This window comes from Streptomyces morookaense (assembly GCF_013030945.1).
Classification (GTDB): Bacteria; Actinomycetota; Actinomycetes; order Streptomycetales; family Streptomycetaceae; genus Streptomyces; species Streptomyces morookaensis.
Genome location: NZ_JABBXF010000021.1, coordinates 86,751 through 100,628 on the forward strand (window position 1 = coordinate 86,751; position 13,878 = coordinate 100,628).

At 72.8% G+C, this 13,878-nt stretch carries 10 protein-coding genes; 6 read left to right on the forward strand and 4 right to left on the reverse strand.

What is annotated here, in order from left to right; genetic code table 11:
• Positions 1 to 150 precede the first annotated feature (150 nt).
• Together HG542_RS11230 and HG542_RS11235 are read right to left on the reverse strand one after the other, a co-directional pair.
• Positions 151 to 603 (reverse strand): PaaI family thioesterase, encoded by a 453-nt coding sequence (locus tag HG542_RS11230; protein WP_171080190.1) that lies wholly within the window; start codon positions 601 to 603, stop codon positions 151 to 153.
• A gap of 71 nt (positions 604 to 674) precedes the next feature.
• Positions 675 to 2,987, reverse strand: a complete 2,313-nt coding sequence (locus tag HG542_RS11235) for an FdhF/YdeP family oxidoreductase (protein ID WP_171080191.1) — start codon at positions 2,985 to 2,987, stop codon at positions 675 to 677.
• Positions 2,988 to 3,148: 161 nt separating this feature from the next.
• On the opposite strand from HG542_RS11235, the gene polA reads away from it, so the two are divergent.
• The 4 genes from polA to HG542_RS11255 all read left to right on the forward strand — a co-directional run bounded on the left by polA (position 3,149) and on the right by HG542_RS11255 (position 7,373).
• A complete protein-coding gene (polA, locus tag HG542_RS11240; protein ID WP_171080193.1) occupies positions 3,149 to 5,863 on the forward strand; it encodes a DNA polymerase I in 2,715 nt (904 codons plus the stop codon).
• A gap of 147 nt (positions 5,864 to 6,010) precedes the next feature.
• Entirely contained in the window at positions 6,011 to 6,145 is a 135-nt protein-coding gene (locus tag HG542_RS11245) for an SPW_0924 family protein (RefSeq protein WP_171080195.1), read from the forward strand.
• Positions 6,146 to 6,160: 15 nt separating this feature from the next.
• On the forward strand, positions 6,161 to 7,165 hold the full coding sequence (gene pgfA, locus HG542_RS11250) for a cell envelope lipid trafficking protein PgfA (protein ID WP_171080196.1): 1,005 nt from the start codon (positions 6,161 to 6,163) through the stop codon (positions 7,163 to 7,165).
• A gap of 16 nt (positions 7,166 to 7,181) precedes the next feature.
• On the forward strand, positions 7,182 to 7,373 hold the full coding sequence (locus HG542_RS11255; RefSeq protein ID WP_171080198.1) for a hypothetical protein: 192 nt from the start codon (positions 7,182 to 7,184) through the stop codon (positions 7,371 to 7,373).
• A 40-nt stretch (positions 7,374 to 7,413) separates the two neighbouring features.
• On the opposite strand, the gene hrpB is transcribed toward HG542_RS11255, so the two are convergent.
• Positions 7,414 to 9,960: an ATP-dependent helicase HrpB gene (hrpB, locus tag HG542_RS11260; protein WP_171080200.1), complete on the reverse strand. Its 2,547-nt coding sequence runs from the start codon at positions 9,958 to 9,960 to the stop codon at positions 7,414 to 7,416.
• 120 nt (positions 9,961 to 10,080) lie between these two features.
• Entirely contained in the window at positions 10,081 to 10,902 is an 822-nt protein-coding gene (locus HG542_RS11265) for a class I SAM-dependent methyltransferase (protein ID WP_171080202.1), read from the reverse strand.
• 366 nt (positions 10,903 to 11,268) lie between these two features.
• On the opposite strand from HG542_RS11265, the gene rpsA reads away from it, so the two are divergent.
• Together rpsA and HG542_RS11275 are read left to right on the forward strand one after the other, a co-directional pair.
• A complete protein-coding gene (rpsA, locus tag HG542_RS11270) occupies positions 11,269 to 12,759 on the forward strand; it encodes a 30S ribosomal protein S1 (protein ID WP_171080203.1) in 1,491 nt (496 codons plus the stop codon).
• A gap of 159 nt (positions 12,760 to 12,918) precedes the next feature.
• Positions 12,919 to 13,863: a PAC2 family protein gene (locus HG542_RS11275; protein ID WP_171080204.1), complete on the forward strand. Its 945-nt coding sequence runs from the start codon at positions 12,919 to 12,921 to the stop codon at positions 13,861 to 13,863.
• Positions 13,864 to 13,878: the final 15 nt, after the last annotated feature.

The following is a 13,878-nucleotide window of genomic DNA, read 5'->3' on the forward strand; positions in this document are numbered from 1 at the left end:
GCGGTGGCGGGCAGTGGGCCGGGCCATGCTGTGACTGTCTTGTTATGACGCAGATCAGGTTCCGGATATCGCGCCCCGAAGGGGCGCGGGGAACTGCGCCCCCAGCCACAACGCCACCCGCACATGACAACCGGCCCTCCGGCGGAGCGCTCAGGCGTCGCGCACCACACAGGTGAGCCGCGCGGAGCAGACCCGCCTGCCCTGCTCGTCGGTGATGGCGATCTCGTAGACGGCGCTGGTGCGCCCGCGGTGGACCGGCGTGGCGACACCGGTGACCATGCCGGAGCGCACCCCGCGGTGGTGGGTGCAGTTGAGGTCGACGCCGACGGCGAACCGCGAGGGACCGCCGTGCAGCATGGCACCGACCGAGCCGAGCGTCTCGGCGAGCACCGCGGAGGCGCCGCCGTGCAGCAGGCCGTAGGGCTGGGTGTTGCCCTCGACGGGCATGGTGCCGACGACGCGCTCGGGCGAGGCCTCGGTGACGCGGACGCTCATGCGCTCGCCGAGGTGTCCTGCGGAGAACAGGGTGGGAAGGTCCAGCCCGCTGTCCGCCCACTGGTCCAGGATCTCCTGCGGAAAGCGGGTGGTGCTGTGCTCGCCCATGTGTCGCGGCTCCGATCGTCGTTGGCCGTACGGGTCGTACGGGGTGAACCGTCCTGTGCCGGACCGTCCTATCAGGCGGCGCCGGAGCCCTCGCCGGCCGGGTCGGGCCCTGCTGCGCTCTCCAGCCTGATGACGAGGGACTTGCTGGCGGGGGTGTTGCTGGTGTCGGCGGTGTGGTCGAGGGGGACCAGGACGTTGGTCTCCGGGTAGTAGGCGGCGGCACAGCCGCGTGCGGTGGGGTAGTGGACGACGCGGAAGCCGGGGGCGCGGCGCTCGCTGCCGTCCGTCCATTCGCTGACGAGATCGGCGTACGAGCCGTCGGCCAGGCCGCGTTCACGCGCGTCGTCGGGGTGGACGAGGACGACGCGGCGGCCGTTCCTGATGCCCCGGTAACGGTCGTCGAGGCCGTAGATGGTGGTGTTGTACTGGTCGTGCGAGCGCAGGGTCTGCAGCAGCAGGCGTCCTTCGGGCGCGCGAGGGAACTCGACCGGGGCGGCGGTGAAGTTGGCCTTGCCGGTGGCGGTGGGGAAGGTGCGGCTGTCGCGCGGGGCATGCGGGAGGGTGAAGCCCCCGGGCCGTGCGACGCGGGCGTTGAAGTCCTCGAAGCCGGGGATCACGCGGGCGATGCGGTCGCGGACGGTGCCGTAGTCCTTCTCGAACTCCTCCCACGGCGTGCTGCTCTTGTCGCCGAGGACACGGCGGGCCAGGCGGCACACGATGGCGGGCTCGGAGAGCAACTGGTCGCTCGCCGGGGCCAGGCGGCCGCGGGAGGCGTGGACCATGCCCATGGAGTCCTCGACGGTGACGAACTGCTCGCCGCCCGCCTGCCGGTCGCGCTCGGTGCGGCCGAGGGTGGGCAGGATCAGGGCGCGGGCGCCGGTGACCACGTGCGAGCGGTTGAGCTTGGTGGAGACGTGGACGGTGAGCCGGGCGCGGCGGACCGCGGCCTCGGTGACGTCGGTGTCGGGAGTGGCGGAGACGAAGTTGCCGCCCATGGCGAGGAAGACCTTGGCCTGTCCGTCGCGCAGGGCGCGGATGGCGCGGACGACGTCGAGGCCGTGGTGCCGGGGCGGGGCGAAGCCGAACTCCCGCTCCAGGGCGTCGAGGAAGGCGGGGGCGGGGCGCTCGAAGATGCCCATGGTGCGGTCGCCCTGGACGTTGCTGTGCCCGCGGACGGGGCAGACGCCGGCGCCGGGGCGGCCGATGTTGCCGCGCAGGAGGAGGAAGTTGACGACCTCCCTGATGGTGGGGACGGCGTGCTTGTGCTGGGTGAGGCCCATGGCCCAGCAGACGACGGTGCGGCGGGAGGCGAGGACCATGCGCAGGGCGCTCTCGATCTCCTCGCGGCGCAGGCCGGTGGCGCGCAGGGTCTCGTCCCAGTCGGCGGCGCGGGCGGCGCGGTCGAACTCCTCGAAGCCGTGCGTGTGCTCGCGGACGAACTCCTCGTCGACCGCGCCCTCGGTCTCCAGGATCAGGCGGTTGAGGAGGCGGAAGAGGGCCTGGTCGCCGCCGAGGCGGATCTGCAGGAAGAGATCGGTGAGCGAAGTGCCGCCGCCGGCCAGGCCCTTGGCGTTCTGCGGGTTCTTGAAGCGCTCCAGGCCCGCCTCGGGCAGCGGGTTGACCGTGATGATCCGCGCCCCGCCGGCCTTGGCCTTCTCCAGGGCGCTGAGCATGCGGGGATGGTTCGTACCGGGGTTCTGCCCGGCGACGATGATCAGATCCGCCTTGTGGAGGTCTTCGAGCAGGACGCTGCCCTTGCCGATGCCGATGGTCTCCGTCAGGGCCGAGCCGGAGGACTCGTGGCACATGTTGGAGCAGTCCGGCAGGTTGTTGGTGCCGAACTCGCGGGCGAAGAGCTGGTAGAGGAAGGCGGCCTCGTTGCTCGTGCGGCCCGAGGTGTAGAAGACGGCCTCGTCCGGGCTGTCCAGCGCGGCCAGTTCCTCGCCGATGATGTCGAACGCCCGCTCCCAGCTCACCGGCTCGTAGTGCTCGGCGCCGTCCGCCAGGTACATGGGATGGGTGAGCCGGCCCTGCTGGCCCAGCCAGTAGCCGCTGCGCTCCGCGAGGGAGGCGACGGAGTGCTCGGCGAAGAAGGCCGGGGTGACCCGGCGCAGCGTGGCCTCCTCCGCGACGGCCTTGGCGCCGTTCTCGCAGAACTCGGCGGCGTGGCGCTTGTCGGGCTCGGGCCAGGCGCAGCCCGGGCAGTCGAAGCCGTCCTTCTGGTTGACCTTGAGGAGGGTGAGCGCGGTGCGGCGGACGCCCATCTGCCGGTGGGCGTGGCGCAGGGAGTGGGCGACGGCGGGCAGCCCGGCGGCGGCGTGCTGCGGGGCGGTGACGTCGGGTGCGTCCTGTACGGGATCGCCGGTGGGCGGCTTGCCTGCCATCTCGCTCCCCTTGAGCGGTCGGTGGTGCGCGGTGTCGTACGGTGCCGATCCTGTCACGGGGCACCGACAGCGGGGGAGCCGAGGCCGGGTGGCCGTGATTGTCGGTGGGGCGTGGCAGGATCGGGGACGTGGCAGCAAAGGCATCGACATCCGGGACCGCAATGAATGAACCGACCGGCAGCGAGGCGGCGGAGGGAGGCCGTCCGCGCCTGCTCCTGATGGACGGGCATTCCATGGCGTATCGGGCATTCTTTGCGCTGCCCGCGGAGAACTTCACCACCTCCGACGGCCAGACGACGAACGCGGTGTACGGCTTCGCCTCGATGCTGGCCAACACCCTGCGTGACGAGACGCCCACGCACTTCGCGGTGGCCTTCGACGTCTCGCGCAAGACCTGGCGCTCGGAGGAGTTCCCGGAGTACAAGGCGACGCGCTCCAAGACGCCCGACGAGTTCAAGGGCCAGGTCGCGCTGATCGGCGAGATGCTCGACGCGATGGGCGTCCGGCGCTTCGCCGTCGACGGCTTCGAGGCCGACGACGTCATCGCCACGCTGGCCACCCAGGCCGAGGCCGAGGGCTTCGAGGTCGCGATCGTCACCGGCGACCGCGACTCCTTCCAGCTCGTCTCGGACGCCGTCACCGTGCTCTACCCCACCAAGGGCGTCTCCGAGCTCACGCGCTTCACCCCGGAGAAGGTCCAGGAGAAGTACGGCCTCTCCCCGCAGCAGTACCCGGACTTCGCCGCCCTGCGCGGCGACCCCTCGGACAACCTCCCCGGCATCCCCGGCGTCGGGGAGAAGACGGCCGCGAAGTGGATCAACCAGTTCGGTTCGTTCGCCGAGTTGGTCGAGCGCGTCGAGGAGGTCAAGGGCAAGGCCGGGCAGAATCTGCGCGACCACCTGGAGGCGGTCAAGCTCAACCGCCGTCTCACCGAGATGGTGCGCGACGTCGAGCTGCCCACGGGCCCCGAGGGCCTGGTCCGGGCCGCGTACGACCGGCAGGCGCTGGTCGCTTTCCTGGAGAAGCTGGAGATCCGCAACCAGGGCCTGCGCGACCGGCTGCTCGCCGCCGACCCCGGTGCGGAGAACGCCGAGGAGCCGGCCCCGGCCGCCGGTGCCGAGGTGGACGGCGCGGTGCTGGGCACGGGCGAGCTCGCCCCCTGGCTCGCCGAGTACGGCGCGGGCGCCCTGGGCGTGGCCATCGTCGACAGCTGGTCGCAGGGCAGCGGCCGGGTCGCCGAGATCGCCCTGGCGACGGCGGAGGGCCCGGCCGCCTGGTTCGACCCGGCCGAGCTGGACGAGGCCGACGAGCAGGCGTTCGCCGCCTGGAGCGCGGACGCCGCCCGCCCCAAGGTGATGCACGACGCCAAGGCCGTCATGCGCGTCTTCGCCGACCACGGCTGGCGCGTCGAGGGCGTCACCATGGACACCGCCCTCGCCGCCTACCTGGTCAAGCCCGGCCGCCGCTCCTTCGCGCTCGACGTCCTGTCCGTGGAGTACCTCGGCCGCGAACTGGCCACCGCCGCCGCGGGCGACGGGCAGCTGGCCTTCGGCGCCGACGAACAGGCCGAGGCCGACGCCCTGATGGGCCGCGCGCGCACCGTCCTGGACCTCGGCGAGGCGTTCGCCGCCCGCCTGAAGGACGTGGGCGCCGCCGGTCTGCTGACCGACGTCGAGCTGCCCACCAGCACCATGCTGGCCGGCCTGGAGCGGGCCGGCATCGCCGCCGACCGCGGCTGGCTGGAGCGCATGGAGCAGCAGTTCGCCGCCGCCGTGCAGCAGGCCGTGCAGGAGGCGCACGCCGCCGCGGGCCGCGAGTTCAACCTGGGCTCGCCCAAGCAGCTGCAGGAGGTCCTCTTCGGCGAACTGGGCCTGCCCAGGACGAAGAAGACCAAGACCGGTTACACCACCGACGCCGACGCCCTGGCCTGGCTCGCCTCCCAGACGGAGAACGAGCTGCCGGTCATCATGCTGCGCCACCGCGAGCAGTCCAAGCTGCGCTCCACGGTCGAGGGCCTGATCAAGGCCATCGCCCCCGACGGCCGCATCCACACCACCTTCAACCAGACGGTGGCGGCCACCGGCCGGCTGTCGTCCACCGACCCCAACCTGCAGAACATCCCGGTGCGCACGTACGAGGGCCGCGCCATCCGCCGCGGCTTCGTCGTCGGCGACGGCTACGAGTCCCTCATGACGGCCGACTACAGCCAGATCGAGCTGCGCGTGATGGCCCACCTCTCCGAGGACGAGGGCCTGATCGAGGCCTTCGCCTCCGGCGAGGACCTGCACACCACCGTCGCCTCGCAGGTCTTCGGCGTCGCCAAGTCCGAGGTCGACCCGGAGATGCGCCGCAAGATCAAGGCCATGTCCTACGGCCTGGCCTACGGGCTGTCGGCCTTCGGCCTGTCCCAGCAGCTGAACATCGCGCCGGACGAGGCGCGCAAGCTGATGGACACCTTCTTCGAGCGCTTCGGCGGCGTCCGGGACTACCTGCAGCGCGTCGTCGAGGAGGCCCGGGCCACCGGCTACACCGAGACCATCCTCGGCCGCCGCCGCTACCTGCCCGACCTCAACAGCGACAACCGCCAGCGCCGCGAGATGGCCGAGCGCATGGCGCTCAACGCGCCGATCCAGGGCACCGCCGCCGACATCGTCAAGATCGCCATGCTGCGCGTGGCCGAGGCGATCGAGGCGGAGCGCCTCTCCTCGCGGATGCTGCTCCAGGTGCACGACGAAATCGTGCTGGAGATCGCCCCCGGCGAGCGGGAGCAGGTCGAGGAGCTGGTCCGCCGCGAGATGGCCGGGGCCGCGGAGCTGCGCGCCCCGCTGGACGTCTCCGTCGGCGTCGGCGCCGACTGGGAGTCCGCGGCGCACTGACGCGAACGCCCCTGCCCGCCCTGCCTGTTGGCGCAGGGCGGGCAGGAGCGCTCTGCCTGTTCCCCTCTTCGCCGCGTGTTGCTAGCGTGCCCCTCCCGTTTTTCTGACGCTTCGTCAATTCGCTGCCGGAGCAAGGGAGGCCGAGCAATGCGCGCACTGGCCGCCGCGGTCATCGGACTGGCCGCCGCCCTCGTCCTCGTCGTCACGGTCACCGCCATCGGCCCGCCCCGCGGCCACACCTCGCCCCGGCCCCTGCTGACCTCGCCGCCCGCGCACCCGTAGGCCGGGGAACGCGCCGTGCGCCGCCGAGCGAGCCTGGTCCTGCTCGCCCTCGCCGTGTTCTGCACCGCCCTGTCACCGCTGCTGCGCTGGTACGCCTTCCCCCGGCTGGCCGAGGTCCCCGCCGGGCGCTACCAGGCGGTCGTGCTGGAGGCCAAGGACGCCACCCTCGTCGACTACGCCACCCTGCAACCGCGCCGGGTCTCCAAGGTCACCATGATCGAGACCCTCAAGGGCAACACCGAACAGGCCGCCAGGGTCAGGGCCGAGACCGGACGGGACGCCGTCGTCTGGGACACCCTCACCTACGTCGCCGGACCCGACGGCGCCATGGTCTCCCGCATCCCCGAGCGCTATGTCTTCGACGCCCACACCCAGCAGCCGCTGCACGCGGGCGGCGAAAGCGTCGACGGCACGCCCGTGCGCCGCGACGGCATCGAGTACAAGTGGCCCTTCCTGGTCCGCAAGCACGACTACCGCTACTTCGACATGCAGACCCGCACCTCCGCCCCCATCCACTACCGGGGCACCCGCACCTTCCACGGCCTGGAGGTCTACTGCTTCGAGCAGACGATCCCGTGGACCAAGGTCCCCGTCCCCAGGACGCTGCCGCTGGGCGTCACCCCCGACACCGTCCGGCAGCTGGGCCTGGAGCGCTGGTACACCACCACCCGCATGTTCTGGGTCGACCCCGTCACCGGGGCCCCGGTCAACGGCGAGGAGGACCATCGCGAGGAGCTCCGCTGGACCGGGCACCCGGAGAAGCAGCCGATCACCGCCTTCGCCGGGCACGTGGCGATGCGGCCGGACTATGTCGACTCCACCGTCGCCCTCGTGTCGTCGCAGCGGCAGCTCGTCCTGCTGCTCACGACCTACCTCCCGTGGGGCCTGCCGGTCCTCGGCGCCGCACTGCTCGCGCTCGCCCTGGTGCTGGAGATCCGCGCCCGGAACCGGCGTGCACATTCGGGCGACCTGTCACACGATGGAGGGAAAACCGCACGGCCGGCCCCCGAGGGCCGCTGAGCAGAGGAGGCTCGCCGTGAAGGAGACACCCGAGGACAAGAACGCCGCGTCCGGGCCGAGCCGGCTCTTCACCGGCAGTGAGCGTCCGTTCGACCCGGAAGACCTGGTCATGGCGTCGGGCCATGACGTGACCCCGGAACGGGTCGAACTGGCCAGGCGCCACATCGAGGAAAAGGGCGCGGCAGCACTGGAGCGGTACCTGCCGTAAGTCTTAGGCGCCCCTACGGGGCGCCCCTGACGGGGCGCCGTCACCCGCGCCGCGGGTTGACCCGCCGCGTCGCCACCGCCGCGGCCGGATCCTCCGGCCACGGATGCCGCGGATACCGCCCCCGCAACTCGGCCCGCACCGCCCGGTACCCGTCCCGCCAGAAGGACTCCAGGTCGGCCGTCACGGCGGCCGGCCGCCCGGCCGGCGAGAGCAGGTGGACGAGCACCGGCACCCGGCCCCCCGCCACCCGGGGCGTCTCCCGCAGCCCGAACAGCTCCTGCAGCTTGACGGCCAGCACGGGCTGCCCCTCCCCGTACTCCACGCGGATCCGCGAACCGCTCGGAACCCCGATCCGCTCGGGAGCCAGCTCGTCCAGCCGCGCCGCGTCGCCGGAGGCCCACGGCAGCAGCCGCTCCAGCGCCTTGCCCGCGTCCAGCCGTTCCAGGTCGGCCCGCCTTCGGGCCCGCCCGAGCTCCCAGCCGAGCCAGTCCTCCGCCCCGTCCAGCAGCGCCGCATCGGACACGTCCGGCCACGGCCCGCCCAGCTCCCGGTGCAGGAACGCCATCCGCGTCCGCAGCCCGGCGGCCTCCGCCGTCCAGCGCAGCAGCCCCAGGCCCTCGCGCCGCAGCCCGTCCAGCAGCGCGGCCCGCACCAGGTCCGGGTCCGGGGCGGCCAGGGTGCCGGAGCCCAGCTCCACCGCGCCCAGCCGCTCCACGCGCCGGGCCACCACGTCGCGCCGCTCCTCGGACCAGTGCACCTCCTCGCCCTGCACCAGCAGGGCCCCGGCGGCGGCGCGGGCCGTGTCCTCGTCGATGACGGCGCCGAGCCGCACCCGCGCCGATGCGGACGCCACGGGCCGGTCCGCCACCGCCACGGCCACCCATGGTGCGCCGCGCAGCTGCGTGCCGTCCCCGAGCTCGGCCCGCGTCCCCGAAGCCATCAGGTACGAGCCCTCGCCCCGCGCCCGCGCCACCCGCTCGGGGAACGCGAGGGCGGCGACGAACCCGGCCGCGGCATCGTCCGTGAGCCGGTGGACGCCGTTGCCGCTGTGCCCCTCGCCCTGCAGCGCGTTCTCCAGCCTGCGCGCCTCCGTACGCCACCGCGCCCCGTACGCGTCGTTGCCGCGCCGGGCCGCGCGCCACGCCGCCGCCAAGTCGTCGCCGTACTCGCGCGGCGGTTCCTCGCTCAGCAGTGCGACAATCCCGGCCGCCCGGCGCGCACCGACCTCGCGCGCGCCGTCCAGCAGGGCACGCGCCAGGCGCGGATGCACACCTATCCGTGCCATCGCCCGGCCGCGCTCCGTCGGACGCCCCGACGCGTCCACGGCACCCGTCGCCGTCAGCACCGCCCGGGCCGCCGCCAGCGCGCCCGCGGGCGGCGGGTCGAGCAGGGCCAGCCCGGACGCGTCCGGATCACCCCAGCAGGCGGCTTGCAGGGCGAACGCCGCCAGGTCCGCGACGGCGATCTCCGGCGCAGGGAACCGCGGCCGCCCGCCGTCCTCCGCCCCCGCCCAGCAGCGCAGGACGAGCCCCGGGGCCTCGCGGCCCGCCCGCCCCATCCGCTGCGTCGCGGTCGCCTCGGAGACCCGCACGGTCGTCAGCGAACCGAGCCCCCGCGCATGGTCCATGCGTGGCTCGCGGGCCAGGCCCGAGTCCACGACGATGCGCACCCCGGGCACCGTCAGGCTGGACTCCGCCACGGACGTCGCGAGGATCACCCGCCGCCGCCGACCGGGGCCGCGCAGCACCGCCTCCTGCACGGCGGCCGGCGCCCGCCCGTGGAGCTGGAGCACCTCCGCGTCCACGTCCGCGAGCAGCCCGGCCACCCGGCCGATCTCGCCCACGCCGGGCAGGAAGCACAGCACGTCCCCGTCCCGCATGCTCAGCGCGCGCCGCACCGTGGCCGCCACGTGGGCCAGCTGCGCCGGGTCCACCCGGGTGCCGTGCGGCGGGCGGATGCCCGGCGGCGGGGCGGCGAAGACGACGCCGACCGCGTGGCCCCGGCCACCGCCGTGGACCACCGGCGCGGGGCCCGTGCCGTCCAGCACGGTCAGCAGCTGCGACCAGGCCGCGGTGTCCGAGGTCGCGGAGGCCGCGATCAGCCGCAGGTCCGGCCGCAGGGTGGCGCGGACGTCCACGAGGAAGGCCATCGCGGTGTCGGCGTCCAGGTGCCGCTCGTGGCACTCGTCCATCAGCACCACGTCGACGCCGGTGAGCTCGGGGTCCCGCTGGATCCGCTGCAGGAGGACGCCCGTGGTCACGACCTCGACCCGGGTGCCCGGGCCGACCCGGCGCTCGCCCCGCACGGTGAAGCCGACCGCGCCGCCCGGCTCCTCGCCGAGCAGCCACGCCATGCGCCGGGCCGCGGCCCGCGCGGCCATGCGCCGGGGTTCGGCGACGAGCACGCGGCGCGCCGCCCCGTCGCCGCATCCCGGGACGAGCCCGGCCAGGGCGAGCGGCACCAGGGTCGTCTTGCCGGTGCCGGGCGGCGCGCTGAGCACCGCCACGCCCCGCTCGTCCAGCGCCTCCCCGAGGGCGGGGAGCGCGGCGTGGACGGGCAGCTGCTGCAGCGATTCGGTACGGATCACGGCCCCAGTCTCGCCCAGGCCCGGCGGAGCCCGTGCAGTACCGAGCCCCGAAGGGGGCGCGGGGAACTGCGCGCCCGGCCACAGACGGCCCGCAGACGACCTACCGCACTCCCCGCGGAACTACCCGCGGAGCGCTTCGCACACGAAGACCGCCGTCCCCGGGATCAGATGCCCGCGCAGCGGGGACCAGCCGCCCCACTCCTGCCGGTTCCAGTCGGGCCACTCCGGCTCGACCAGGTCGAGCAGCCGGAAGCCGCCCGCCACCACATCGCGCACCCGGTCGCCGATGGTGCGGTGGTGCTCCACATAGACGGCACGGCCCGTCTCGTCCTGTTCCACATAGGGCGTGCGGTCGAAGTAGGAGGCGGCCACCGACAGGCCCTCGGGACCCGGCTCGTCGGGGAACGCCCAGCGGACGGGGTGGGTGACCGAGAAGACCCAGCGCCCGCCGGGCCTCAGCACCCGGTGCACCTCGCGCATCACGAGCACCGGGTCGGCGACGAAGGGAATGGCCCCGTAGGCCGAGCAGGCCAGGTCGAAGGAGCCGTCGGCGAAGGGCAGGGCGCCCGCGTCGGCCTCCACCAGCGGGAAGTCCGCGCCGATGCGCAGCGCGTGCTGCAACTGCCGGTGGGAGAGGTCCAGGGCGACCGGGTGCGCCCCCTGGGCGGCCAGCCAGCGCGAGCACTGGGCCGCGCCGGCGCCGATCTCCAGCACGCGCAGCCCGGCCAGCCCGGCCGCCGGGCCGAGCAGCCCGGCCTCGGCCTCGTCGAGGCCCTCGGGGCCCCAGACGAAGCGGTCGTCGCCCAGGAAGCCGCCGTGCTCCTGCTGGTATTCGTCGGCGTTGCGGTCCCACCAGCCGCGGCTGGCCCGGCTGCTCTCGGTGACGCCGCTGTCCCGGCGGGTGGCCTCCGGTTCCGGACCGGACTCGTATTCTTGGATCATGACGTAATCTTCGCTCGCGTCCGCTCCCGGACCGCCCCGCGGATGTGTGCCTCCGGGGCAGCCGTGGCCTCGCACAACCCGAGTTGTGCCGGATAAGTGGCGATTCGTGCCGGGTGTGCGCCTTCGCGCATTGACCGTCTCCGGCTGCCCCCGTATGCTACAAGTTGCGCTGCGGGCCTGCGCGCCTCAGACGGAGCAGGCCGCGCTCGCACTTGTTGTATGTCCCCTCGGTTTAGAGGCGCTTCCGGCGGCCCCCGGCCTCCCGGAAAGTGCGCTTCCAAGGCTGTCCGGCTTCGGCGGTGCGATACGGGCTCTCGGCGTAGCAGTACCTACGACTTCAATGTCCGTACCGGAGCCCTTTCCCACATGACGAGCAGCACCGAGACCACCGCCACCACCCCGCAGGTTGCGGTCAACGACATCGGTAACGAGGAAGCCTTCCTCGCCGCGATCGACGAGACGATCAAGTACTTCAACGACGGCGACATCGTCGACGGCGTCATCGTGAAGGTCGACCGGGACGAGGTCCTGCTCGACATCGGTTACAAGACCGAGGGTGTCATCCCCTCCCGCGAGCTCTCGATCAAGCACGACGTCGACCCGAACGAGGTCGTCAAGGTCGGCGACGAGATCGAGGCCCTGGTTCTCCAGAAGGAGGACAAGGAAGGCCGCCTGATCCTCTCGAAGAAGCGCGCCCAGTACGAGCGTGCCTGGGGCACCATCGAGAAGATCAAGGAAGAGGACGGGATCGTCACCGGTACCGTCATCGAGGTCGTCAAGGGTGGTCTCATCCTCGACATCGGCCTCCGTGGCTTCCTCCCGGCCTCCCTGGTCGAGATGCGCCGCGTCCGCGACCTGCAGCCCTACGTGGGCAAGGAGCTCGAGGCCAAGATCATCGAGCTGGACAAGAACCGCAACAACGTGGTCCTGTCCCGCCGTGCCTGGCTGGAGCAGACCCAGAGCGAGGTCCGCCAGACCTTCCTCACCACCCTGCAGAAGGGCCAGGTGCGCTCCGGCGTCGTCTCCTCCATCGTCAACTTCGGTGCCTTCGTGGACCTGGGCGGCGTCGACGGTCTCGTCCACGTCTCCGAGCTGTCCTGGAAGCACATCGACCACCCGTCCGAGGTCGTCGAGGTCGGCCAGGAGGTCACGGTCGAGGTCCTGGACGTCGACATGGACCGCGAGCGCGTCTCCCTGTCGCTCAAGGCCACCCAGGAAGACCCGTGGCAGCAGTTCGCCCGGACCCACCAGATCGGTCAGGTCGTCCCGGGTAAGGTCACCAAGCTCGTTCCGTTCGGTGCGTTCGTCCGCGTCGACGAGGGCATCGAGGGCCTGGTCCACATCTCCGAGCTGGCCGAGCGCCACGTGGAGATCCCGGAGCAGGTCGTCCAGGTCAACGACGAGATCTTCGTCAAGGTCATCGACATCGACCTCGAGCGCCGCCGCATCAGCCTCTCGCTGAAGCAGGCCAACGAGTCCTTCGGTGCCGACCCGTCCGTGGTCGAGTTCGACCCGACCCTGTACGGCATGGCCGCGTCCTACGACGACCAGGGCAACTACATCTACCCCGAGGGCTTCGACCCCGAGGCCAACGACTGGCTGCCGGGCTACGAGAAGCAGCGCGAGGAGTGGGAGCGCCAGTACGCCGAGGCGCAGGCCCGCTTCGAGCAGCACCAGCAGCAGGTCATCAAGTCCCGCGAGGCGGACGCCGAGGCTGCCGCCGCTGGCGACCAGGCCGCTGCGCAGGCCCCGGTCTCCGGTGGCTCGTACTCCTCGGAGTCGGCCGACAACTCCGGCGCCCTGGCGTCGGACGAGGCTCTCGCCGCCCTGCGCGAGAAGCTCGCCGGCGGCCAGTGAGCCGTGGTCCTTCGGGACCGCAGCTGCTGACAGCTGACTGAGGAAGGGCCCGTTCCCCGCGAGGGGAACGGGCCCTTCTGCTTGTCCTCGCCCTCCGCGGGAATGGCCGCGCCCGCCAAGGACGTTCCCCTGTACGGAACATGAGGAGGAACGGTCACCGTGTTGGATCCGCAGGGTTTGTACGAATGGGAGCCCCAGGGGCTCGCCGTGGCCGACCTGGCTCTTGCCCAGGACACGGCCGGTCTGGTCATGCTCTACCACTTCGACGGCTACATCGACGCAGGCGAGACCGGCGCGCAGATCACCGAGCGGCTCCTGGACGGGCTGCCGCACCAGGTGGTCGCCCGCTTCGACCACGACCGGCTCGTCGACTACCGCGCCCGCCGGCCCCTGCTGACCTTCCGTCGCGACCACTGGAGCGGCTACGAACCCCCGGCGATCGAGCTGCGCCTGGTGCAGGACGCCACCGGCGCCCCCTTCCTGCTGCTCGCCGGTCCCGAGCCGGACGTGGAGTGGGAGCTCTTCGCCGCGGCCGTACGGCAGTTGGTGGAGCGGCTCGGGGTGCGGCTGTCGGTCAACTTCCACGGCATCCCCATGGGCGTCCCCCACACCCGCCCCGTCGGCATCACGCCGCACGGCAACCGCGTCGACCTCATGCCCGGCCACCGCAGCCACTTCGACGAGGCCCAGGTGCCCGGCAGCGCCGAGGCCCTCGTCGAGTTCCGGCTGGCCGAGGCGGGCCACGACGTCCTGGGCGTCGCCGCCCATGTCCCGCACTACCTGGCCCGCTCCGCCTACCCCGACGCCGCGCTGACCGCCCTGGAGGCGGTCACCGCCGCCACCGGGCTCGTCCTGCCGGACACCGCGCACGGCCTGCGGACCGCGGCACTGCGCGCACAGGAGGAGATCGAGCGCCAGATCGCCGAGGGCGACGGGGAACTCGTCGCGCTCGTACGGGGACTTGAGCACCAGTACGACGCGGTGGCCGGCGCCGAGACCCGCGGCAACCTGGTCGCCGAGCCCGTCGACCTGCCCTCCGCCGACGAACTGGCCGCCGAATTCGAGCGGTTCCTCGCCGACCGGGAGGGCGACGGCGGTCGCTGACCGCCCGGCGGATAG

Excerpts from the sequence above, each read along its gene's own strand:
- HG542_RS11245 (WP_171080195.1), top strand. The coding sequence starts at position 6,011 with ATGCGCGCACTGGCCGCCGCGGTCATCGGACTGGCCGCCGCCCTCGTC.
- rpsA (WP_171080203.1), top strand. The coding sequence starts at position 11,269 with ATGACGAGCAGCACCGAGACCACCGCCACCACCCCGCAGGTTGCGGTC.
- polA (WP_171080193.1), top strand. The coding sequence starts at position 3,149 with ATGAATGAACCGACCGGCAGCGAGGCGGCGGAGGGAGGCCGTCCGCGC.
- HG542_RS11230 (WP_171080190.1), bottom strand. The coding sequence starts at position 603 with ATGGGCGAGCACAGCACCACCCGCTTTCCGCAGGAGATCCTGGACCAG.
- HG542_RS11265 (WP_171080202.1), bottom strand. The coding sequence starts at position 10,902 with ATGATCCAAGAATACGAGTCCGGTCCGGAACCGGAGGCCACCCGCCGG.
- HG542_RS11235 (WP_171080191.1), bottom strand. The coding sequence starts at position 2,987 with ATGGCAGGCAAGCCGCCCACCGGCGATCCCGTACAGGACGCACCCGAC.